The following is a 22,970-nucleotide window of genomic DNA, read 5'->3' as shown; positions in this document are numbered from 1 at the left end:
GCCACTTACACTGCGCGGTTTCGTTGACAACTGCTTACATCCTGCGCGCTAGTAATGCAGCACTGCCTGCAGCATTGCCTGCAGCATTGCGCGCTGTGCATGCCCATGCAAGCTGGGTGTATGGGGTAGTTAGAGACCCCAGCAAAAAGAACAACTGAAAAAAAGGTGTGATGTGTTCAGCCCTGTGTATTCCAAACATTCGCTGATGGTTCTGGCGCTGGCGGCGCTGGCGTGGTCGTTCTGGTGGAGTAGCGGCTGGCTGCAGCTGTGTGCCGGGCTGGCGCTGTTTCTGTTCGGCATGCAAAGCCTGGAGCAGGGCCTGAAGAACCTGGCCGGCGGCAGGCTGGAGCAGTGGTTGGGCAAAAGCACATCCACGCCCTTCAAGGGGCTGCTGTTTGGCTCGGTCGCCAGTCTGCTGCTGCAGTCCAGCACACTGGTGTCGCTGCTGACCATTGCTTTTCTGAGTGCCGGGTTGATCACGCTGGTGGGCAGCATCGCCGTGCTGTTTGGTGCCAACCTGGGTGCCACCAGCGGTATCTGGCTGCTGGCACTGGCAGGGCAGAACATCAGCATGTCCAAAGTGGCCATGCCGCTGCTGGTGTTTGGCATTTTGCTGGGCATGTCGGGCGACAGGGGCAAGGCCGTAGGTCGTCTGCTGCTGGGCATTTCGCTGATCTTCATGGGCATTGATGAGATCAAGTCCGGCTTCTCCAGCTTTGGGGATCTGCGGCTGGACCGCTACAGCGCCGATGGTGCGATGGGTGCACTGCTGTTTGTGGGCGTGGGGACATTGATCACGGTGGTCGTGCAGTCCAGCCACGCCACGCTGATGCTGACACTGGCTGCACTGGCCAGCCAGCAGCTGGCGCTGGATCAGGCGCTGGCCATTGCTATTGGCTCCAACCTGGGATCGGCCGTATCAACAGGTGTCATGGGCCTGATTGGCAGCGCGCGCAGCGGTCAGCGTCTGGCGGTGGCACACATGGTGTTCAACGGTACGACGACGGTGATTGCCTTCTTCCTGCTGCCGCCCATGACCTGGCTGGTCGTGCACGCCACAGGCTGGATGGGTATGGGTGACAACACCCTGATTCAGCTGGCCATGTTCCATACCCTGTTCAATGCCATGGGCGTGCTGGTGTTCTGGCCTTTTCAGCAGCAGCTGGCCCAGGCGCTGGAGCGCTGGTTGCCTGACGCGCAGGAGCCTTCGGTGCTGATTGAAACCGGTGCTGGGCAGGTGGTACAGCTCACACGGGCGCGCTATCTGCAGACCACATCCTTGCAGACGGCAGAAAGTGCCAGCAGTGCCGTGGCCAAGGAGTTGCAGCACATGGCACGTCTGGCGCTGGAGGTGGTGGCCCACGCGCTGTATGCACCACCTGATGTGCGCCATGGCCCGGAGCGCGAAGACCCGCAGCTGCGCAGCCGTCTGGAGCACCAGGCCATCAATGCCGATGTGCTCTACCGCAACCACATCAAGGGGGTGTATGCCGATCTGCTGGAGTTCATGGGTCGCATGGATCAGCCGCTGGATGGCGCGCAGCAGGCGTTCTGGCACAGCAGCCAGGTGGCGGCCTTTCAGCTGGTAGATGCGGTCAAGGATGCCCACCGCCTGCAGCGCAATATGCACAAATTCCTGATGCAGCCCGATGACTCCGCCGCGCGCAGCAGCTATCTGGAGCTGCGCCTGTACATGCTGCAGACCTTGCGCGACATCCATGCCCTGAGCGTGGCGGACATGCCTGAGTCGCAATGGACGCAGGAGCTGCATGCGCTGGATGCCAGCATCGCCGCGTTTGATGCCCAGTTCCGCAAGCATCTGTTTGCAGCCATCCGCGGTGGTCTGCTTGACAGTCTGACCGTCAGCTCTTTGATGAATGACCTGGGCTTTGCCCAGACCATCATCCATGTGCTGCGCCAGGTGCTGCTGCTGGGTGAGGGGCACGAAGCTATTCGCCAGCAGCAGCTGCTGATGGGGGATGCGCCGCTGATTCAGGCGGCGTGAGGATAGGCATCCAAAAGGCCGCTAGCCCAGGTCCATCGTGCGCAGGTAGCTACTTTTCTTGATGTCGCTGGGCTCTGTGGCGGCGTTCGCCAGTTCCGATGGCGTGGTGCGCGGGCCGCGTGCTCCGTGGCAACCCGGCTGGTGCTGCGCAGGCGGCGCCCCTAAGATGGGGGACCCCGGCGCTGGCGTGCGCCCGTTGTCCCATGGGCGCCACTGTGGGGCGCAGCCCAGGGGCCTCCACCATCACTACACACATCGGGAGCCTCACACATGCAATGGCTGGCCAGTTTCCTTGTCGCCGCGGTGGCGATCTTGCACCTCTACATCCTCGTGCTGGAGATGTTTCTGTGGACCAAGCCCCAGGGCCGCCGGGCATTCGGCATGACGCAGGAGCAGGCCCAGCAGACCAAGGTGCTGGCGGCCAACCAGGGGCTGTACAACGGCTTCCTGGCCGCGGGGCTGATCACGGGCCTGTGCATGGGCGCCGAAGGGCTGGCCTTCCAGGTCTTCTTTCTGGCCTGCGTCATGGTCGCTGGGGTCTATGGTGCGATGACGGCGTCCAAAAAGATCTTGTTCATCCAGACCGTGCCGGCCGCCCTGGCCCTGGCCGCCGTGCTGGCGGCGTGAGCCGGCGCATGCCTCGGCCTGCGCCGCCCCTGCGGGCACGGGTGCGGGTGGGGCAGGCATAAAAAAACGGCGCAGACCGTGCGTGGGTCTGCGCCGTGCAAGCGGGGCCGGTCAGGCCCCGGAATGCATCACTGCTTGCGCTCGGCAATGGCTTTTTCTGCCATTTCCACCAGGTTGGTGCCAATCTGTGGCTTCCACTTGGCATAGACGCTCTTGGTGGCATCGGCAAAGGCCTTGCGCTGCTCCAGTGTCAGATCGGTCACTTCCACGCCCAGGGCATTCAGATCCTTGATCAGCGGCTTGTCAGCTTCCATGGTGCCCTTGCGGGAGATGGCGATCTGCTCCTTGGCAGCATCCAGTGCAGCCTGCTTGACGATGGCCTGGTCTTCAGGCGTCCAGCTCTTCCACACGTCCTTGTTCACCACAAAGATCAGCGGATCGTTCATGTAGCCCCACAGGGTCAGGTACTTCTGGCCCACGGTGTTGAGCTTGGCAGCCATGTACACGGGGATGGGGTTCTCCTGGCCATCCACGGCACCGCTGGCCATGGCAGGCTGGGCGTCTGCCCAGCTCATCTGTGTGGGGTTGGCGCCCAGTGCGGTGAAGGTGTCCAGGAACAGGGGAGAGCCCACGACACGGATCTTCAGGCCCTTGAGGTCTTCAGGCTTGGTGATGGGGCGCTTGGAGTTCGAGATTTCGCGGTAGCCGTTCTCGCCCCAGGCCAGTGGCAGCACGCCGGCCTTGTTGATGGTCTTGAAGATTTCTTCACCCACGGGGCCTTGCACCACGGCGTCCACGGCGGCGTAGTCCGGGAACAGGAAGGGCAGGGAGAACAGGTTCAGGGCCTTGACCTGGGGCGACCAGTTGATGGTCGAGCCCACGGCCATGTCGATCACACCCTGGCGAATGGCGCTGAATTCACGGGTCTGGTCACCCTGCACCAGCGAGGTGCCGGGGTAGAGCTTGATATTGATGCGGCCATCCGTGCGCTCGCGCACCTTGTCGGCCCAGATTTCTGCACCCTTGCCCCATGGAAAGGCCGTGCCCAGCACGACCGACAGGCGGTACTCATCCTTGTACTTGGGCTGTGCATGGGCCGTGGGCAGGCCCAGAGTCAGCAAGGTGGCGGCAGCGGCGGTGGCCGTCAGAAAGCTACGCAGTTTCATGGCTTGTCTCCTTATGAAGCTTGAGTTTTTGTGCGAAAGAAAAATCAATAGCCCAGCCGCTGCGGCAACCACAGCGCAATCTGGGGGAAAACAGCGACCAGCAGCATGGCAACGCACATGGCCAGTACCAGCCAGATCACCCAGCGGGTGGTCTGCTCCATGCGTACGGCAGCAATCTTGCTGGCCACCATCAGGTTCACGGCCATGGGTGGGGTGAACTGGCCAATGGCCACCGTGAGCACCAGCAGCACGCCGAACCAGACCACATCCCACTGGAAGTGCAGCATCAGCGGCGCCAGCAGTGGCACAAAGATCAGCAGGATGGAAATGCCGTCCAGGAACATCCCCAGCACCAGCAGCATCACGATGAGCAGGGCGAGGATGCCGGTTTCGCCCAGGCCCGAGTTCACAATGGCGCGGGTGATCGGGTCAATCACGCCGAGTGTGGACAGCGAAAAGGCGAAGACCCCGGCCAGCGAGACCACCAGCAGGATGACGGCGGACAGCTCGCCCGCCTCGCGGAAGATGTCAAACAAATCGCGCAGCTTGATGGTGCGGTGGATCACCATGCCGACGAACAGACCGTAGAACACGGCCACTACGGCGGCTTCGGTCGGGGTAAACCAGCCAGCGCGCATGCCGCCCAGAATCACCACGGGTGCGGCCAGTCCCCAGATGGCTTCACGCAGGCTTTTCCAGAACGGTGGCCGGGGCAGGCTGGCTTCCAGCTGGCCCATCTTGTGGCGGCGCGCCATCCATACGGCGGGAATGATGAGCGCCAGCCCGGCCAGAATCCCGGGGAAAACGCCCGCAGCAAACAGCGCAGGTACGGATGCACCGGGCACGAGCACCGAGTACACGATGAAGGCCACCGAGGGTGGAATCAGTATGTCCGTCGCGGCAGCGCCTGCCACTACGCTGGCGGAAAAGGGGGCAGGGTAGCCTGCACGTGCCATGGCGGCAATCATCACGCCACCTACGGCAGCTGCCGTGGCGGGGCCAGAGCCAGAGATACCGCCCATGAACATGGCCACGCAGATGGCAACCAGCGGCAGCATGCCGGGGCCGCGGCCCACGATGGCCACCGCAAAGTTCACCAGACGGGCCGCCACGCCAGAGCGATCAAAGATGGAGCCCACCAGCACAAACATGGGAATGGCAAGCAGGGGGTACTTGCCCAGGCCTGCATAGAAGTTCTGTGGCACGGCCAGCAGGCCGAACCACTGCACGTCCATATTGGCCAGTGCGATACAGGCTGCGCCTGCCAGTCCGAGCGCAGCCCCGATGGGCACGCCCAGAAACATCAGCACCAGAAAGGCGACAAACAGCAGGGTCACAATCATGCCTTGTCTCCCTGCTTGTCTTCTGGGGTCACGTCTTCATACGAGCGCTTGCCCTGGCGGATGAACAGGCCGATGGCACGCAGCGTGATGGCCAGCGAGCAAACTGGAAGCCAGATGGAGTACCACCACTGCGGCACGCCGATACCGGGCGAGGTTTCTTCATAGCGCCATTCATCCCAGACCAGGCGGGTGCTGAGCACAGCGATGATGGCAAAAAGCAGAGCAGTACAGGCAGAGCCCAGGCGCGCCAGCGCCTTTTTTCGGGCTGCAGAACCACGGCTGGTGAAAAACTCGATGCGGATGTGCTGGTCGCGTGCGACAGCGGCACTGCCTGCGACCAGGGCCAGCACAATCATCAGAAAGATGGAGATTTCCTCGGTCCAGGCGAACGAGGCATCCGTGAAGTAGCGCACCAGCACATTGGCAAAGGTAATCAGGGCCAGCAGGGCCATGATGATGACGGTGAGCCAGTCTTCAATACGCAGAGAACGTGGCTCGGCAGAGCCTTCGGCCTTGGCGGCCGGGCTGGGATGGTGGTCAGACATGTCGCGGAATCGGAAACAAGAGCTAGGCAAATGACCGAACGTGCCCCTGCACTGCAGCAGGCAACTGGGGGTGGCCCAGCGTTCGATATCGATTCCGGACTGGTCCGTGTTGTGCACGTCAGCCGGATGCGGGGCGCAGGCAAGGGTGGCCAGCACGCCGTGCCACATTATTGGTGGATTTATTCATATTGACTATGTGCAAGTTCACCTGCCGTCAGATTGCGGCAAGGCGATAATCGCGGTTATGGAAACCAAATGGCTTGAAGACTTTGTCAGTCTGGCTGAAACGCGCAGCTTCAGCCGATCCGCCCAGCTGCGACATGTGACCCAACCGGCGTTCTCGCGCCGGATACAGGCCTTGGAGGCATGGGCCGGGACTGATCTGGTCGACCGCAGCTCCTATCCCACGCGTCTCACCCCCGCAGGCAAGACCATGTATGAGCAGGCGCTGGAGATGCTGCAGGCATTGCAAAGCACCCGCTCCATGCTGCGTGCCCATGCCAGTAGTGACAAGGGCATGGTGGGCTTTGCTGTGCCCCATACCCTGGCCTTCACATTTTTCCCTGCCTGGGTGTCGCAGGTGCAGGAGCAGTTCGGGCCGTTCAAAAGCCGTCTGATTGCCCTGAATGTGCACGACGCCGTGATGCGCCTGGTCGAGGGCGGCTGCGACTTTCTGATTGCCTATCACCACAGCTCCCAGCCTCTGCAGCTGGACCCTGCGCGCTACGAAATGGTGCGCCTGGGCGAAGAGCTGCTGGCACCTTACGCCAAGCCGGATGCCGATGGCAATCCTCTGTTTACCTTGCCCGGCACGGCAACGCAGTCCCTGCCCTTCCTGGCCTATGGTCCCGGAGCCTATCTGGGCCGCCTGACGGAGCTGCTGCTCAAGGAAGCGGACATGCCCGTGCATCTGGAGCGTGTCTATGAAACCGATATGGCTGAAGGTCTGAAGGCTATGGCCATTGAAGGCCATGGTGTGGCCTTCCTGCCTTTTAGTGCCGTACGCAATGAACTGGCAAGCGGGCGTCTGGTCAGTGCCGTGCCCGCTGGTTCGAGCAAATTCCAGCTGCCCATGGATGTGCTGGCTTACCGTGAAAAGCCAACCAGCAAGGACAACCACAAGTCCGTAGGCCAAGCCCTGTGGAGCTTTCTGCAGCATCAGGCGGTGCAGCAGGAGAAAAAGAAGGCAGACTGACCACCATTGCAATCAGACTGTGAAAAAAGCGACTTTCTTTCAGGGAAGTCGCTTTTTTTTCATGGTCTCCACGCAATATGCGATTTCAGGGTTTTCACTAGAGAAACTTGTGTTTCTGGCACAGATATAGCTTTTACGATGGTAGTCATTCCACTTGGCGATGCTGAGGCTGGAATTTGACGTGTCGCTTGCATGACAATAGTTTCTCGTTATGCGTAGCAGGCATGACTCTATGCATTCGTATACAAGCATGCATGTTCACCAAGTTTGATCAGAGGAGCACTCTATGAAGAAACATTTGCTGGCGGTAGCGGTGATGGCTTTGGCGGCAGGTAGTGCAATGGCACAGGCCAATGACACGCTGTCCAAGATCAATTCGTCGGGCAGCATCACGCTGGGGGTGCGCGAGTCTTCGGGCGCACTGGGCTACACACTGGGTGATGGCAAGTACGTGGGCTTCCACACCGAAATGGCCGAGAACATTGTTTCTGATCTGGAAAAGAAGCTGGGCAAGAAGATTGACAAGAAATACCAGCCTGTGACCTCGCAGAACCGTATTCCTCTGGTGGTCAACGGTACGGTGGACATCGAGTGCGGCTCGACCACCAATGACATGAACCGTCAGAAGGACGTGGACTTTGCCAACACCACCTATATCGAGCAGGTGCGCATTGCCACCCGCAAGGACTCTGGTATCAAGGATGTCAAGGACCTGAACGGCAAGACCGTGGCCACCACCACAGGCACCACATCGGTGCAGCTGCTGCGCCAGAACAAGCGTGCCGAAGGTATTGAATTCAAGAACGTAATGGGCAAGGACCACGCCGACAGCTTCCTGCTGCTGGAAACCGGCCGTGCGGACGCCTTCGTGATGGATGGCTCCATCCTGGCGGGCAATATCTCCAAGTCCAAGAACGCGGGTGACTTCGTGATCGTGGGTGAAGCACTGTCTACCGAGCCCATCGCCTGCATGGTGCGCAAGAACGATCCTGAGTTCCTGAAGGCCGTGAACGAATCCATCGCCCGCCAGGTCAAGGACGGCACGCTGGAAAAGCTGTGGGACAAGTGGTTCATGCAGCCTATCCCTCCTGCCAATGTGGCCGTGGGTCTGCCCCTGTCTGACGCTACGCGTGAGGCATGGAACAACCCCAACAACAAGCCCAAGGAAGCCTACAACAACTGATCCATCAGTGAAAAACGCCCCGCCTGCCGGAACGCGGAGCGGGGCGTTTTTGCTTCCGGGCCAGCTGCACCGCTGGTCCATTGCAGGTTTAAGTGGAAGGAAATCCTATGAATTGGGATTGGCAGGTGTTCTGCGAGGACACCATCGATCGTGAAGTGCGCGGCAGCTGCTTCGGCTCTGACGGCGACATCACCTATCTGGACTGGATGCTGTCGGCCTGGGGCTGGACCGTGTCTGTGTCTTTGCTGGCTTTGGCGCTGGCCCTGGCTGCTGGCCTGGTGATCGGTACCTTGCGTACTCTGGAAAACCGCCCCTGGACGGTGCGTTTTGGCAATGCGTGGGTGGAGCTGTTTCGCAATATCCCGCTGCTGGTGCAAATTTTTATCTGGTACCACGTGGTGCCAGCCATCTTCCCTGCCATGAAGTCGGTTTCCGGCTTCATCCTTGTGGTGCTGGCGCTGGGCTTTTTCACTTCGGCGCGTATTGCAGAGCAGGTGCGCTCCGGCATTCAGGCGCTGCCCCGCGGTCAGCGCTATGCCGGTCTGGCCATGGGCTTTACCACCTGGCAGACCTACCGCTATGTGCTGCTGCCCAATGCGCTGCGCATCATCATTCCGCCGCTGACCAGCGAGACCATGAATATCTTCAAGAACTCGTCCGTGGCGTTTGCGGTGTCGGTGACAGAGCTGACGCTGTTTGCCATGCAGGCGCAGGAAGAAACCGGCCGTGGCATTGAGGTCTACATGGCGGTGACGGGGCTGTATGTGATTTCGGCCTTCGCCATCAACCGCATCATGGCTTTCATTGAAAAACGTACCCGCGTGCCGGGCTTGTCTGCAGCCTCTGCGGCAGGAGGGCACTAAGCCATGAATCTCGCACTTGATTGGTCTTTTTATAACTGGGAGCTGATCAGCCAGTTCGTGCTCAAGGGCTTTTACTTCAGCGTGATGCTGACGGTGATTGCCACGCTGGGTGGTGTCTTCTTTGGCACGCTGCTGGCGCTGATGCGCCTGTCTGGCAAGGCCTGGCTGGTGCTGCCTGCGACGATCTACGTCAACGGCATGCGCTCCATTCCCCTGGTGATGGTGATCCTGTGGTTCTTCCTGCTGATGCCCATGATCATCGGCAAGCCCATTGGCGCGGACCTGTCGGCCATCATCACCTTCATCGCGTTTGAGGCAGCGTACTTCTCCGAAATCATGCGCGCGGGCATTCAGTCGATTCCGCGTGGCCAGGTCTATGCCGGTCAGGCGCTGGGCATGAGCTACAGCCAGAACATGCGTCTGGTGGTGCTGCCACAGGCCTTCCGCAACATGCTGCCCGTGCTGCTGACACAGACCATCATTCTGTTTCAGGACACCTCGCTGGTGTATGCCATTGGCGCCTACGACATGCTCAAGGGCTTTGAGGTGGCGGGCAAGAACTTTGGTCGCCCCATGGAAGCCTATCTGGCCGCGGCGGCTGCGTACTTTGTGATCTGCTACAGCCTGTCGTATCTGGTCAAACGTCTGCACAAGAAGATTGCCATCATCCGCTGATGCGTGGTCTGAAGGATTGAGGATTTATTCATGATTGAACTCAAGAACGTCTCTAAGTGGTACGGCAGCTTTCAGGTGCTGAACGACTGCTCCACCAGCATCCAAAAGGGTGAAGTGGTGGTGGTGTGCGGCCCTTCGGGCTCGGGCAAGTCCACACTGATCAAGACCATCAACGCGCTGGAGCCCATCCAGAAGGGGGAGATCTGGGTCAATGGCATTGCCGTGCATGAGCCCAAGACCAATCTGCCTCAGCTGCGCTCCAAGGTCGGCATGGTGTTTCAGCACTTTGAACTGTTTCCCCACCTGACCGTGACCGAGAACCTGACCATTGCCCAGGTCAAGGTGCTGGGCCGCAGCATGGACGACGCCAAGCAGCGCGGCCTGAAGATGCTGGACCGTGTGGGCCTGATGGCACACAAGGACAAGTTCCCCGGTCAGCTCTCGGGTGGTCAGCAGCAGCGCGTGGCGATTGCGCGTGCCCTGTCCATGGACCCCATGGTCATGCTGTTTGACGAACCCACTTCAGCGCTCGACCCCGAAATGGTGGGTGAAGTGCTGGACGTGATGGTGGGCCTGGCCAACGAAGGCATGACCATGATGTGCGTGACGCACGAAATGGGCTTTGCCCGCAAGGTGGCCAGCCGCGTGATCTTCATGGACGTGGGCGGCAAGATTCTGGAGGACTGCTCCAAGGACGAGTTCTTTGGTAATCCCGAAGCCCGCCAGCCCCGTACCAAGGACTTTCTGGGCAAGATCCTGCAGCACTGAGTCAGCAGGCATCACCCCACAAAAAAGCCGCTGGTTTCAGCGGCTTTTTTTATGCCCAAACTGCCTTCAGCGCCCATGCAGCAAGCGCTGAAAGCTATGGTTTTTTATGCCTGATCGGCCAGTTCTGCGTGGTGTGCAGCTTCGCCCTGCTTCCAGTAGGCGGCAATGCGCATGCGCTTGGGCGATGCACCCTTGGCCACAGCAATCTTGCGCAGTGCAGCCATCTCGCTGTGTTCGCCTGCGGCCCAGACAAAGCCTTCGCCTTCTGGCCACTCCAGTGCCTGGGCGGCATCGGTGAGCGCATCTACCCACTGCAGATCAACCTGTGCTTCCGAGGTCAGAGTGCGGCGGTCGGCGGCAGGCACGGCCAGGCGCACGGTCACGCGTGCCGTGTCAGGCAGTTCGGCCAGCGCGCGTTCTACGGCAGGCATGCCGCTGGCATCGGCCAGCATCCAGTACCAGTCAAAGTCCTTGCGAATCACCATGGAGCCGCGTGGGCCAGCCACGCCTACCCAGGAGCCCATGGGGGCCGTGCGTGCCCATTCGGTGGCGGGGCCGTGCTCGTGCAGGGCAAAGTCCACGGTCAGGGTGTTGGTGGTCCAGCGCAGCGGTGTGTAGTCGCGCATGGTGGGGCGGGGGCCGTCGATCAAGGGTTTGCCATCCACCATCTGGGGCAGCAGGGGCTTTTCCAGGCCATCTTGCGGCAGGATGAGCTTGAAGTGGTCATCAAAGCCATCGCTGCAGAAGTCGCGCAGCTCGCCGACCAGCGTCAGGCGCAGAAAACCGGGGCTGATCTGTTCGCGCGAGAGCAGCTGCAGATGGCGGGCCTTGAAGGGGTGGCGCACGCGCTCAAAGGCGGGTGCTGTCGTTGTCATTTCCTGTGTCATAGCTTTTCTTCTTTTCAATTGAGAGCGTTTCTCATTATGCACGCCATGTGTTGCGTGGCGCGCAGGCAGTCAATGTGACAATAGGGCTATGACTTCCCCCATGACCCTGACCATTACCCGCCCCGATGACTGGCACCTGCACGTGCGTGATGGCGATGCCATGCGCTGCGTGGTGCCCCACAGCGCACGCCAGATGGGCCGTGCCATCATCATGCCCAACCTCAAGCCACCGGTCACCACGGCCGAGATGGCGGCCGCCTACCGCGAGCGCATCCTGTCGGCCGTGCCAGCAGGCAGCAAGTTCCAGCCTTTGATGACGCTGTACCTGACCGATAACCTCACCCCTGAGGAAATCGTGCGCGCCAAGGCCGCAGGCGTGGTGGCCTGCAAGCTCTACCCCGCAGGTGCTACCACCAACTCCGACCACGGCGTGACCGATCTGCGCAAGATCTACCCCACGCTGGAAGCCATGCAGCGCGAAGGCCTGGTGCTGCTGGTGCACGGTGAAGTGACCGACCAGAGCATTGACCTGTTCGACCGCGAAGCTGTGTTCATCGAGCAGCAGCTCAAGCCACTGCGCAAAGACTTCCCAGAACTCAAGATCGTCATGGAGCACGTGACGACCAAGGAAGCGGCCGAATACGTGGCTGCGGCCGATGACTTTCTTGCTGCCACCATCACGCCCCAGCACCTGCTGTTCAACCGCAATGCCATCTTCCTGGGTGGCGTGCGCCCGCACTTTTACTGCCTACCCGTCCTCAAGCGCGAAACCCACCGTCTGGCCTTGGTGCAGGCTGCGACCAGCGGCAGCAAGAAGTTCTTCCTGGGCACGGATAGCGCGCCGCATGCAGCCCATCTGAAGGAAGCTGCCACCGGCTGCGCAGGCTGCTACAGCGCCCATGCTGCCATCGAGATGTATGCCGAGGTGTTTGACAACGCCGGTGCGCTGGACAAGCTGGAAGCCTTTGCGTCCTTCAACGGTGCAGATTTCTACGGTCTGCCCCGCAATACCGACACCATCACTTTGGTCAAGGAAAGCTGGACACCGCCTGCGAGCTTTGAGTACGGCGAAGGTGCCATCCTCAAGCCACTGCGCTTTGGTGAAGCCCTGCCCTGGAAGATGGTGGATTAAAACTGATAGCTGCTTGCGCTTGCTAATCAAGCATTTGCAATAGTTTTATAGTCCAAAGCCTTGAAGGAGCTGCGCTGGCAGCTCCTTTTTTATGAATGAAGCACGTATCGCATCTGTCATGGACACCATCAACCCCTTTGCACCGCATGCGTGGGTGTCCAGCATCGACTGGTCCCGCCCCTGGCTGGCCAGCGTGGCGCGCATTGGCCAGCCCATGGTGGCACAGATTGCGCAGGGGCTGCCTGTGCATGCGGCGCTGAACCAGTATCTGCCTGCTGCGCTGCAGGAGGCTGGTCTGCGCTTTGTGCCACAGGAGGCACTGCCGGACGGTGTGGCGTATGAAACCTTTATCCGCGAGCAGCGCTGCGTGCCTACGCGGGACCATTTGCACGACGTTTTCAACGGGCTGATCTGGCTGCACTGGCCACAGCTCAAGCTCCATCTGAACCAGCTGCAGGCACAGGCCATTGCGCGCGATGGTGTGGGCCAGCGCCGGGGGCCGCTGCGCGATGCCATCACCGTGCTGGACGAAAACGGCGCCATCTGGCTGGCACCGCAGCCGCTGGTGGAGGCTTTGCGTGCGCGCCAGTGGCAGCGCCTGATGGTGGAGCTGCGCCCGCTGTGGGCGCAAAGCTGCCTGTGGCCGGTGGGCCATGCCCTGCTGGAAAAACTGGTGCAGCCACGCAAGCCGATGACCGCCCATGTGCTGTGCCTGCCGTGGACGCCAGACACAGCTGCCGCCCTGCAGGCATCTGGCGATGCGGTCAGTAGCGCGCTGGATGCGCATGTGGCACGCGACATGCTTGTCTGTGCCGATGTGCTGGCCACCAAACCCTTCAGCCCTTTGCCCGTACTGGGTGTGCCGGGGTGGTGGCCACAGAACGAGGAACTTTCCTTTTATGATGATCCTCTAGTGTTTCGCGCAGCGCGCCCCACAACATGACGCTAACCAGCGGGCGCTGCTTGAAATGGGGCACCATTGCCCATACATCCATACACAGTCATTTGTTTTCCCCTCTTTGAGGAGAATCACACCCCATGAAACGTATTGCACTTTTTCTGTTGACCAACATTGCCGTCGTGGCCGTGCTGGGTATTACGGCCAGCCTGCTGGGCGTCAACCGTTTTCTGACCGCCAACGGCCTGAATCTGGGCGCACTGCTGGGCTTTGCCTTCATCATGGGTTTTGGTGGCGCCATCATTTCGCTGCTGATCTCCAAGCCCATGGCCAAGTGGACCAGTGGCGTGCATGTGATCACACAGCCGCGCAACGCTGATGAAGCCTGGATTCTGGACACCGTGCGCAAGTTCGCCGACAAGGCCGGCATTGGCATGCCTGAAGTGGGTATCTACGAAGGCGAACCCAATGCCTTTGCGACTGGCGCTTTCAAGAACAACGCCCTGGTGGCGGTGTCTACCGGCTTGCTGCAAGGCATGACGCGTGAAGAAGTCGAGGCCGTGATCGGCCACGAAGTGGCACACATTGCCAATGGCGACATGGTGACCATGACGCTGATTCAGGGCGTGATGAACACCTTTGTGGTGTTCCTGTCGCGCATCATCGGCTACGCCGTGGACAGCTTCCTGCGCAAGGGCGACAGCGAAAACTCCGGCCCCGGCATTGGCTACTACGTGACCACCATCGTCATGGACATTCTGCTGGGCTTTGTGGCTGCCATCATCGTGGCCTGGTTCTCGCGCCAGCGCGAATTCCGCGCCGACGCAGGCGCTGCGCAGCTGATGGGCCGCAAGCAGCCCATGATCAACGCCCTGGCACGTCTGGGTGGCATGGTGCCCGGTGAGCTGCCCAAGACGGTGGAAGCCATGGGTATTACCGGCCATGTCGGCAAGCTGTTCTCTACCCACCCTCCGATTGAAGAGCGTATTGCAGCCCTGCAAAGCAGCCAGTATTGATAGAGGTATGAAGCCCTGAGGGCTTCATCCGCTGTCACAACTTGCATCCCATCTTTACGCAGGCTTTACCGCCGTGACACCAACCCCGGTCAGCATCTGACCGGGGTTTTTCGTTATGTACAGGTACGGGCTGCCCCAGCCCATGAACAAGGAGCCGCCATGCCACAGTCGATTGCCTTGCCTAACAGCCGCTGGATGCGCTGCGCTGCCGTGGTGGCCTGCCTGGGTGGCGCGGCCTTGCTCAGCGGCTGTGTGGTGCCACCGGTAGACAGTAGCTACAGCAGCACGACCGTCTACACCACCTATGGCTACCCGCCACCGCCGCGTGTGGATTACCGCTACCGCGCACCTTCTCCCCGGCATGTCTGGCAGGCAGGGGGCTGGTTCTGGACGGGCAGCCGCTATGACTGGCGACCTGGGTACTGGATGCCGCCGGGCCATCGCCCCGCACCACCTCCGCCGCCACCACACCGCCCGCATATACAGCCGCCACGACCGCATCAGGCCATGCCTGCGCCGCAGCCACGCCCGCCGATGCTGCGCCCGGACAGCAGGCCACGTCCCCCACAGATGCGGCTGCATGAAAGACCTGCACCGCAGCAACATGCTCGCCCCAGCCAGCCTCGGCCCGAGCATGCACGGCCCAGTCCGCAGCGCCGTGATGAGGGGCGGGAGCACAGGCCATCGCGGCGTGACCGTGATGATGCACGCCAACGCTCCTGACAGCTAATGTCTGAAGTCTGAACGCAGCGTGCTGAGCCCGCCTAAGTGCGGGCTTTTTGCTGTTTTAGTGGCTGGGTGGCGTTTCACCACGTGCTCTGGCCAGCAGAAAGTCAATGCAGGTGCGCACCGCCTTGGTCTGGTGGCGGTTGGGCAGATACAGCAGATACATTTGCGTGCCAAAAATGCTCAGGCGGTATTCGCTCAAGGTGGTCAGCACCTCGCCGCTGGCAATCTGGTCCTTGACCACATAGTCGGGCACCAGCCCGACGCCCAGCCCCGCCAGAATGCCTTCGCGCAGAAACGGAAAGTGCTCGGAGCTGAGCGTGGGCTCCAGCATCACTTCCTGGCGCTCCAGCCCCTGATAGGCCGAAAGCCGCAGCTGGCGGCCAATCACGCCCGAGGTAATCAAGGGGCTGGCACGCAGCTCCAGTAGCGTCTTGGGCAGGCCGTGCTGTGCGGCATAGCCTTTGGAGGCGCAGGCCACATAGCGCACATCGCCCAGCGCACGCGCCACCACGGACAGCGGGGGCTCCGGCATCACCCGGATCGCAATATCGACCTCATCGCGCAGGTTGTCGGCACGGTTTTCAAACAGTACGTCCAGCACGATGCCGGGGTACAGCTGCTTGAACTCGATCAGCCACGGGCTCATCACCATCTGCCCATAGCCGCTGGGCACACTGATACCTACGCGCCCGCGCAGTTCCTGCCCCAGGCTGGTGATGGTCTCGCGTGCAGCCAGCATTTCGTTGTGGATGTTGCGGCCATGCTCGTACAGGCGCAGCCCCACCTCGGTGGGCTCTACGCGCCGGGTGGTGCGCTTGACCAGTTGCACGCCCACCTGCTTTTCCAGCTGGGCCAGGTGGTAGCTCACGTTGGCGCGCGTCATCTTGAGCTTGCGTGCCGCCTGGCTGAGGTTGCCGCTGTCAATGATTTCCACCAGCAAGGTCAGCGATTGCAGGTCCATCTAGGGTTTTCCCTTGTTATTGTTCAAAGTTATTTGACACTCTGTCAATTTATGCAGCGATTGTAAAGAACCATTGTCGTAGTAAAAACGGCTTTTCCCCGTACAACGCATATCCGGAGACCTGTGTAATGAGTTCTGCGAGCACCGCATCCGTAGTTCAGACCCGCCTCGATGGCGAGGTTTTGGTGGTCACTGTCAACAATCCACCCGTGAACGCTTTGGGCCAGGCCGTACGTGCTGGCCTGCTGGCTGCGGTGGAACAAGCTGCGGCGGATGCTGCCGTCAAGGCCGTGCTGATCGTGGGCGAAGGCAAGGCCTTTATCGCCGGTGCGGACATCCGTGAATTTGGCAAGCCCGCCATGCCTCCTTCGCTGCCCGAGGTGTGCAACGCCATTGAAGCCAGCGGCAAGCTGGTTGTGGCTGCCATCCATGGCGCGGCACTGGGCGGTGGCCTGGAGATCGCCCTGTCGGCCCACTACCGCCTGGCCCTGCCCAAGGCGCAGCTGGGTCTGCCCGAAGTGAACCTGGGCCTGCTGCCTGGCGCCGGTGGTACGCAGCGTGCCCCCCGCGTGATGGGTGTGAAGGCCGCGACCGAGCTGATGCTCAGCGGCAAGCACCTGAACGCCAAGGCGGCAGTGGCAGCTGGCCTGGTCGACAAGCTGGTCGAGGGTGACGACGCCCTGGCCGCTGGCCTGGCCTACACCCGTGAACTGCTGGCAGCCGGTGGCGCCGTGCGCCGCACCCGTGACATCGAGATCGCTGACAAGATGGCCGCACTGGCCGATCTGGAAGCGCTGGCCATCGAGACGGCCAAGAAGGCGCGTGGCCTGTTCTCACCCATGAAGATCATTGAATGCGCCAAGGCGGCGGTGGAGCTGCCCTTTGAGCAGGGTCTGGCCAAGGAGCGCGAGCTGTTCCTGCAGTGCCTGGAAAGCCCACAGCGCCAGGGCCTGATTCACGCCTTCTTTGCCGAGCGTGAAGTCAGCAAGATTCCCGAGGCCAAGGCCGCTGCTCCCCGTGCGTTTGCCAAGCTGGCCATCATCGGCGGTGGCACCATGGGCGCAGGCATCACGGTGGCAGCGCTGGATGCAGGCTTCCCCGTGATCATGATTGAGCGTGATGCCGAGTCCATCGCCCGTGGTCAGGCCAATGTGGAAAAGGTCTACAACGGCCTGATCGCCAAGGGCCGTATGACTGAAGAAGGTAAGGCCGCCATCATGGCGCGCTACACCCCTTCGACCAGCTATGACGACCTCAAGGACGTGGACCTGGTGATCGAAGCCGTGTTCGAAGACCTGGACGTGAAAAAAGCCGTGTTCAAGGAACTGGACCGTGTGTGCAAGCCCGGTAGCGTGCTGGCGACCAACACCTCCTACCTGGACATTGATGCGATTGCTGCTTCCACCAGCCGCCCACAGGACGTGATTGGTCTGCACTTCTTCAGCCCCGCCAACATCATGAAGCTGCTGGAGATCGTGGTGCCCGCCAAGGTGTCTGCAGACGTGGTGGCTACCGCGTTTGAGCTGGCCAAGAAGCTCAAGAAAGTGCCCGTGCGTGCCGGTGTGTGCGATGGCTTTATCGGCAACCGCATTCTGGCGGTGTACAAGCAGGCGGCTGACTACATCATGGAAGATGGTGCTTCGCCCTACGAAATCGACGAAGCCGTGCGCGCCTTTGGCTACCCCATGGGCCCCTTCCAGGTGACGGACCTGGCCGGTGGTGACATTGGCTGGGCCACGCGCAAGCGCCGCGCTGCGACCCGTGATCCCAAGGCACGCTACGTTCACGTTGCCGACCGCATCTGCGAGCGTGGCTGGTTTGGCCAGAAGACCGGCCGTGGCTTTTATCTGTACCCACAGGGTGCACGTGTGGGCCAGCCTGACCCCGAAGTGCTGGCCATTGTGGACGAAGAGCGTGCCAAGAAGGGTGTGACACCCCGCAAGTTCACGCCGGAAGAAATCATCCGCCGCTACATGGCTTCCATGGTCAACGAAGGTGCCAAGGTCGTGGAAGAGGGCATTGCCCTGCGTCCGCTGGACGTGGATGTGACCTTTATCTCCGGCTACGGCTTTCCCCGCTGGCGTGGTGGCCCGCTGAAGTGGGCCGACATGCAGGGTCTGGACAAGATCCTGGCGGACATCAAGGAATTCGAGAAGGAAGACCCGCTGTTCTGGAAGCCTGCTGCGCTGCTGGAAAAGCTGGTGGCCGAAGGCAAGAACTTCGATTCGCTGAACAAGGCTGCGGCCTGAGGCTTGCAACCAGGAGGAAGGGGCGCCAAGCCCCATCAGGGAGCGTGGTGAGAGAGCGCAAAGACGTTCCTTGCCATATTCATAAAAAACGTAGCTGCCAGCGCTTGATTGACAAGCTTTTCAGATAGAAAACTATTTGAAAACAAGCACTGGAAATCGCTGGCAGCTATCAAAAACAGTAACGAGACACATACCATGCGTGAAGCCGTCATTGTTTCCACCGCACGCACACCGCTGACCAAGTCGCACCGTGGCGAGTTCAACATCACGCCAGCCGCACAGCTGGCCGCGTTTTCCGTCAAGGCGGCCGTGGAGCGCTCGGGTGTAGACCCCGAGATGATCGAGGACCTGATCCTCGGCTGCGGCAACCCCGATGGCTTTCAGGGCCGCAACCTGGGCCGCCAGACCGTCATCCGTGCCGAGTTGCCGCTGAGCATTGCGGGCACCACCATCACGCGCTACTGCGCTTCGGGGCTGCAGTCGATGGCGATTGCTGCAGGCCGCGTGGTGGCTGAAGGGGTGGACGCCATGATTGCCGGTGGTGTGGAAAGCATTTCCGGCATCCGCCCTGGCAACAATTTGCCCACCGACATGGACCCCTGGCTGGTCGAGCACAAGCCCGAGCTGTTCATGGCCATGATTGACACCGCCGATGTGGTGGCCAAGCGCTACAACATCTCGCGTGAAGACCAGGATGCTTTCTCGCTGCTGAGCCAGCAGCGCACCGCCGCAGCACAGGCTGCCGGTCTGTTTGATAACGAAATCATTGCCTGCGCCACCAAGATGGCGGAGAAGAACAAGGAAACCGGCGAAGTCACCTACCGTGACGTTGTCGCCACCAAGGACAACTGCAACCGCGCCAGCACCACGCTGGAAGGCCTGGCCAAGCTCGAACCCGTGAAGGGCCCCGGCAACTTCATCACCGCCGGTAATGCCTCGCAGCTGTCCGATGGCTCCAGCGCCTGCGTGGTGGTGGAGGCCAAGGTGGCTGAGCGTCTGGGCCTGAAGCCCCTGGGCGCCTTCCGTGGCTTTGCCGTCGCTGGTTGCGAGCCTGACGAAATGGGCATCGGCCCCGTGTTTGCCGTGCCCAAGCTGCTGGCGCGCCACGGCCTCACGGTGGATGACATCGATCTGTGGGAGCTGAACGAAGCCTTTGCTTCCCAGGCGCTGTACTGCCAGCGCCAGCTGGGCATCCCCATGGAACGCCTGAACGTCAACGGCGGCGCGATCTCCATCGGCCACCCCTTTGGCATGACGGGCGCACGTCTGGCCGGTCACATCCTGCTCGAAGGCCAGCGCCGCAAGGCCCAGGGCCAGAAGGTGAAGTACGGCGTCGTCACCATGTGCATCGCCGGTGGCATGGGCGCAGCAGGCCTGTTTGAAATTTTCTGATCTGGTTTTTCCCCGAGGAATAGCAATGGATTTGCAATTTACCCCCCAAGAACAAGCCTTCCGCGCGGAAGTGCAGGCCTTTCTGAAAGAAAAGCTCAGCCCCGAGCTGGCGCACAAGGTCCAGAGCGGCCAGATCCTGGGCAAGCAGGATCTGCAGGGCTGGCACGACGTGCTCAACGAGCGCGGCTGGCTGGCCAACCACTGGCCCAAGGAATACGGTGGCCCAGGCTGGGGTGCGGTCGAAAAGTTCATCTTTGAAACCGAGTGCGCGCTGGCTGGTGCCCCCCGCCTGGTGCCCTTTGGCGTGAACATGCTGGGCCCCGTCCTGATCAAGTACGGCAATGAGCAGCAGAAGAACTACTGGCTGCCCCGCATCCTCAATGGTGCGGACTGGTGGTGCCAGGGCTATTCCGAGCCCGGCTCCGGCTCCGACCTGGCCTCCGTGAAGACCACGGCCGTGCGCGATGGCGACCACTACATCGTCAATGGCCAGAAGACCTGGACCACGCTGGGCCAGCACGCCAACATGATCTTCTGCCTGGTGCGCACCAACAAGGAAGTCAAGGCACAGGCCGGTATCAGCTTCCTGCTGATCGACATGAACACCCCCGGTGTGGAAGTGCGCCCCATCATCACGCTGGATGGCGAGCACGAAGTCAACGAAGTGTTCTTCACCGACGTGAAGGTGCCTGTGGAAAACCTGGTGGGCGAAGAGAACAAGGGCTGGACCTACGCCAAGTACCTGCTGACCTACGAGCGCACCAACATCGCGGGCGTGGGCTTCTCCATGGCTTCGCTGGAAAAGCTCAAGCTGGCTGCCAGCCGCACGCTCTACAACGGCAAGCCCCTGATTCAGGACCCGCTGTTCGCTGCCCGTCTGGCCAAGGTCGAGATCGATCTGGAAAACATGAAGACCACCAATCTGCGCGTGATCGCCGCCGTGGCGGGTGGCGGTGTGCCCGGTGCAGAAAGCTCCATGCTCAAGATCAAGGGCACGGAAATCCGCCAGGAAATTCTGTCGCTGATCCGCCGCGCCATGGGCCCCTATGCCGTGCCGTTTGAAGAAGCTGCCATGCACGGCACCAATACGGAGCCTACCGTGGGCCCCGAGGAAGCATTCTCGGCCGCTGCGGCCTACTTCAACTACCGCAAGCTGTCGATCTTCGGCGGCTCGAATGAAATTCAAAAGAACATCATCTCCAAGATGATCCTGGGCCTCTGATTCAGGCGAGAGAAGGAACAAGACCATGAACTTCGAACATACCGAAGACCGCCGCATGCTGGCGGACACCTTGAACCGCTTTGTCTCTGAGCAATACGGCATCGAGCATCGCAACAAGCTGGCCTATGGCGAAGAAGGCCACAGCCCCGAGCTGTATGCCCAGTTTGCCGAACTGGGCGCCATTGGCGCGCTGTTCAAGGAAGAAGACGGCGGCTTTGGCGGCGCAGGCTTTGACATCAGCGTGGTGTTTGAAGCCCTGGGTCGTGGCTTGGTGGCCGAGCCCCTGCTGGGCGCACTGGTGGTGGGCCAGGCCCTGATCGCTGCGGGTACCGAGTCGCAAAAGCAAAAGCTGGAAGACATCATCGCGGGTGGCGTGATTGCAGCGCTGGCGCACGACGAGCCCGGCAGCCACTATGAGCTGAACAATGTTTCCACCACCGCAGCCAAGTCGGCCAGCGGCTGGGTACTCAACGGCGCCAAGGGCGTGGTGGCATTTGGTGCCAAGGCGGATCTGCTGCTGGTGTCTGCCCGCACATCGGGCAGCCAATACGACCAGGATGGCATCAGCCTGTTTCTGGTGGATGGCAGTGCGGCTGGCATCACCAAGCGCAGCATGCAGCGCTTTGAAGGCGGTCGTGTGGCAGAGCTGAAGTTGGACAACGTGCAGCTGAGCGCTGACGCGCTGCTGGGTGCTGAAGGCAAGGGCTACGAAGTGCTGGAGCGCATCAGCGGCTATGCCGTGCTGGCACTGGCTGCGGAATCCGTGGGTGCCATGGATGTGGCCAAGCAGCACACGCTGGAGTACCTGCAGACCCGCAAGCAGTTTGGCGTGGCCATCGGCACCTTCCAGGCATTGCAGCACCGCATGGCGGATGTGCTGCTGGAAGTGGAGCAGGCACGCTCTGCCGTGATCAATGCGGCAGACGCCATCGACAACGCCGAAGGCGCAGCCAAGGCCAAGGCGCTGGCTGCTGCCAAGTACACCGTGGGCTATGTGGGCACCAAGGTGGCACAGGAAAGCATCCAGATGCATGGTGGCATTGGCATGACCTGGGAGCTGCCACTGGCGCACTACGCCAAGCGTCTGGTCATGATCGACCACCAGTTCGGTGACGAAGACCACCATCTGGCGCGCTTTATTGCGCTGAACCAGGCAGCGTAAGCACTGCCTCGCCAGACAGCTGGCGCTGTCTGGTACGTGTAGCCCCTGCCTGCCGTGCAGGGGCTGCTGCCCGCTGGCAGCAAGGCCAGCGTTGCATATCCGGAGACATGCTGTGAATACCCCCCTGTTGATCCGCCGTGAGGCAGAGGTGCTCATCCTCTCCAACAACAACGTCGCTGCACGCAATGCCCTGTCGCCCGAGTTCTATGCAGCCGTGACGACGGCACTGGTGCAGGCGGCAGAGGACAGCAGCATTGGCGCCATCATCCTCACGGGTGAGGGGGGCCACTTTTGCGCAGGCGGTGATCTGCGCCAGCTGGCCAAGCGCCGGGAACTGCCTGTGCAGGAGCGCCGCGAAAAGCTCGAGGGCCTGCACCACCTGATCCGTGCTGTGCGCGACTGCCCCAAGCCCGTGATTGCTGCGGTCGAAGGCGCAGCCGCAGGTGCGGGGCTGTCGCTGGCGCTGGCCTGCGACATGCTGGTGGCGGCCAAGAACAGCGTGTTTTCGGTGGCCTATGTGAAGGTCGGCCTCACGCCCGATGGTGGTGCAACGGCCTTTCTTTCGGAATTCGTGTCACGCCAGGTGCTGACCGAGCTGTGCCTGACCGGCGAGCGCATCAGCGGCGAGCGCATGGCCCAGCTGGGTGTGGTGAACCGGCTGGCAGAGCCCGGGCAGGCCATCGTGCATGCACTGGCGCTGGCGCAGCAAGTCGCTCAGGGACCGGAGCTGGCCATGTCGCGCATCAAGCACCTGTGCCGTGAAGCACCACGCAATACGCTGGAGCAGCAGCTGGAGCTGGAAGCGCAGTACATGGTGCAGTCGCAGGAGAGCGCAGAGTCTCGCGAAGGCATTGCCGCTTTTCTGGAAAAACGCAGCCCGCAGTTTCGCCAGCCTGCATCTGTGCCGCTGACAGAGTAGGGCTGGCATGACCAACACATTGCGCATCACGGC

The 22,970-nt window shown here is 61.3% G+C and carries 21 protein-coding genes; 16 read left to right on the top strand and 5 right to left on the bottom strand.

Annotated elements, in window-relative coordinates:
- The first annotated feature begins 184 nt into the window (after positions 1 to 184).
- Complete coding sequence (locus B5M06_RS03165) at positions 185 to 2,005, top strand: Na/Pi cotransporter family protein (protein WP_205245358.1); 1,821 nt, start codon at positions 185 to 187, stop codon at positions 2,003 to 2,005.
- Between the two features lie 270 nt (positions 2,006 to 2,275).
- Entirely contained in the window at positions 2,276 to 2,632 is a 357-nt protein-coding gene (locus tag B5M06_RS03160) for a DUF1304 domain-containing protein (protein WP_174566390.1), read from the top strand.
- A gap of 128 nt (positions 2,633 to 2,760) precedes the next feature.
- Here B5M06_RS03160 and B5M06_RS03155 read toward each other — a convergent pair whose 3' ends face one another.
- From B5M06_RS03155 to B5M06_RS03145, 3 genes are read right to left on the bottom strand one after another with little or no spacing between them, the layout of a single operon-like run.
- Positions 2,761 to 3,798, bottom strand: a complete 1,038-nt coding sequence (locus B5M06_RS03155) for a DctP family TRAP transporter solute-binding subunit (protein ID WP_054066157.1) — start codon at positions 3,796 to 3,798, stop codon at positions 2,761 to 2,763.
- Between the two features lie 44 nt (positions 3,799 to 3,842).
- Positions 3,843 to 5,141, bottom strand: coding sequence for a TRAP transporter large permease (locus B5M06_RS03150; protein ID WP_054066158.1), 1,299 nt, complete (start codon positions 5,139 to 5,141; stop codon positions 3,843 to 3,845).
- Entirely contained in the window at positions 5,138 to 5,686 is a 549-nt protein-coding gene (locus B5M06_RS03145) for a TRAP transporter small permease (RefSeq protein WP_054066159.1), read from the bottom strand. Before B5M06_RS03145 ends, B5M06_RS03150 begins: the two co-directional genes overlap by 4 nt.
- A gap of 244 nt (positions 5,687 to 5,930) precedes the next feature.
- Here B5M06_RS03145 and B5M06_RS03140 point away from each other — a divergent pair, with 244 nt between their 5' ends.
- The 5 genes from B5M06_RS03140 to B5M06_RS03120 all read left to right on the top strand — a co-directional run bounded on the left by B5M06_RS03140 (position 5,931) and on the right by B5M06_RS03120 (position 10,370).
- The gene (locus B5M06_RS03140; protein WP_054066160.1) at positions 5,931 to 6,881 is read left to right on the top strand and encodes a LysR substrate-binding domain-containing protein; all 951 of its coding nucleotides are present in this window, start codon (positions 5,931 to 5,933) and stop codon (positions 6,879 to 6,881) included.
- Positions 6,882 to 7,167: 286 nt separating this feature from the next.
- Positions 7,168 to 8,064: an amino acid ABC transporter substrate-binding protein gene (locus B5M06_RS03135; protein ID WP_054066161.1), complete on the top strand. Its 897-nt coding sequence runs from the start codon at positions 7,168 to 7,170 to the stop codon at positions 8,062 to 8,064.
- A gap of 107 nt (positions 8,065 to 8,171) precedes the next feature.
- Complete coding sequence (locus tag B5M06_RS03130; RefSeq protein WP_054066162.1) at positions 8,172 to 8,927, top strand: amino acid ABC transporter permease; 756 nt, start codon at positions 8,172 to 8,174, stop codon at positions 8,925 to 8,927.
- Positions 8,928 to 8,930: 3 nt separating this feature from the next.
- On the top strand, positions 8,931 to 9,602 hold the full coding sequence (locus B5M06_RS03125; RefSeq protein ID WP_054066163.1) for an amino acid ABC transporter permease: 672 nt from the start codon (positions 8,931 to 8,933) through the stop codon (positions 9,600 to 9,602).
- A gap of 30 nt (positions 9,603 to 9,632) precedes the next feature.
- Positions 9,633 to 10,370 carry an amino acid ABC transporter ATP-binding protein gene (locus B5M06_RS03120; protein WP_054066164.1) on the top strand — a complete coding sequence of 246 codons (738 nt, stop codon included), beginning with the start codon at positions 9,633 to 9,635 and terminating at the stop codon, positions 10,368 to 10,370.
- A 104-nt stretch (positions 10,371 to 10,474) separates the two neighbouring features.
- Here the strand turns inward: B5M06_RS03120 and B5M06_RS03115 are convergent, their stop codons facing one another.
- Entirely contained in the window at positions 10,475 to 11,245 is a 771-nt protein-coding gene (locus B5M06_RS03115) for a siderophore-interacting protein (RefSeq protein WP_240183986.1), read from the bottom strand.
- Positions 11,246 to 11,345: 100 nt separating this feature from the next.
- On the opposite strand from B5M06_RS03115, the gene pyrC reads away from it, so the two are divergent.
- From pyrC to B5M06_RS16800, 4 genes are all read left to right on the top strand, one after another.
- Positions 11,346 to 12,389 carry a dihydroorotase gene (gene pyrC / locus B5M06_RS03110; RefSeq protein WP_054066166.1) on the top strand — a complete coding sequence of 348 codons (1,044 nt, stop codon included), beginning with the start codon at positions 11,346 to 11,348 and terminating at the stop codon, positions 12,387 to 12,389.
- 118 nt (positions 12,390 to 12,507) lie between these two features.
- Positions 12,508 to 13,332, top strand: a complete 825-nt coding sequence (locus tag B5M06_RS03105) for a DUF3025 domain-containing protein (RefSeq protein WP_054066183.1) — start codon at positions 12,508 to 12,510, stop codon at positions 13,330 to 13,332.
- Positions 13,333 to 13,427: 95 nt separating this feature from the next.
- Positions 13,428 to 14,303: a protease HtpX gene (gene htpX, locus B5M06_RS03100; RefSeq protein ID WP_054066167.1), complete on the top strand. Its 876-nt coding sequence runs from the start codon at positions 13,428 to 13,430 to the stop codon at positions 14,301 to 14,303.
- 159 nt (positions 14,304 to 14,462) lie between these two features.
- Positions 14,463 to 15,026: a YXWGXW repeat-containing protein gene (locus B5M06_RS16800; protein ID WP_114070910.1), complete on the top strand. Its 564-nt coding sequence runs from the start codon at positions 14,463 to 14,465 to the stop codon at positions 15,024 to 15,026.
- 64 nt (positions 15,027 to 15,090) lie between these two features.
- Here the strand turns inward: B5M06_RS16800 and B5M06_RS03095 are convergent, their stop codons facing one another.
- Positions 15,091 to 15,993: a LysR family transcriptional regulator gene (locus B5M06_RS03095; RefSeq protein ID WP_054066168.1), complete on the bottom strand. Its 903-nt coding sequence runs from the start codon at positions 15,991 to 15,993 to the stop codon at positions 15,091 to 15,093.
- Positions 15,994 to 16,121: 128 nt separating this feature from the next.
- Between B5M06_RS03095 and B5M06_RS03090 the strand changes: the two genes are divergently transcribed.
- The 5 genes from B5M06_RS03090 to B5M06_RS03070 all read left to right on the top strand — a co-directional run bounded on the left by B5M06_RS03090 (position 16,122) and on the right by B5M06_RS03070 (position 22,937).
- The gene (locus B5M06_RS03090; RefSeq protein ID WP_054066169.1) at positions 16,122 to 18,242 is read left to right on the top strand and encodes a 3-hydroxyacyl-CoA dehydrogenase NAD-binding domain-containing protein; all 2,121 of its coding nucleotides are present in this window, start codon (positions 16,122 to 16,124) and stop codon (positions 18,240 to 18,242) included.
- A 195-nt stretch (positions 18,243 to 18,437) separates the two neighbouring features.
- On the top strand, positions 18,438 to 19,634 hold the full coding sequence (locus tag B5M06_RS03085) for an acetyl-CoA C-acyltransferase (protein ID WP_054066170.1): 1,197 nt from the start codon (positions 18,438 to 18,440) through the stop codon (positions 19,632 to 19,634).
- A gap of 25 nt (positions 19,635 to 19,659) precedes the next feature.
- On the top strand, positions 19,660 to 20,856 hold the full coding sequence (locus tag B5M06_RS03080; RefSeq protein WP_054066171.1) for an acyl-CoA dehydrogenase family protein: 1,197 nt from the start codon (positions 19,660 to 19,662) through the stop codon (positions 20,854 to 20,856).
- Between the two features lie 25 nt (positions 20,857 to 20,881).
- Positions 20,882 to 22,018, top strand: coding sequence for an acyl-CoA dehydrogenase family protein (locus tag B5M06_RS03075; RefSeq protein WP_054066172.1), 1,137 nt, complete (start codon positions 20,882 to 20,884; stop codon positions 22,016 to 22,018).
- Positions 22,019 to 22,130: 112 nt separating this feature from the next.
- Positions 22,131 to 22,937, top strand: coding sequence for an oxepin-CoA hydrolase, alternative type (locus B5M06_RS03070; RefSeq protein ID WP_054066173.1), 807 nt, complete (start codon positions 22,131 to 22,133; stop codon positions 22,935 to 22,937).
- Positions 22,938 to 22,970 lie beyond the last annotated feature (33 nt).

Source organism: Comamonas kerstersii (genome assembly GCF_002056725.1).
In the GTDB taxonomy this organism is placed as follows: Bacteria; Pseudomonadota; Gammaproteobacteria; order Burkholderiales; family Burkholderiaceae_C; genus Comamonas; species Comamonas kerstersii.
Note: the sequence above shows the minus strand (reverse complement) of the source record. Positions and strands in the feature narration are given on the sequence as shown.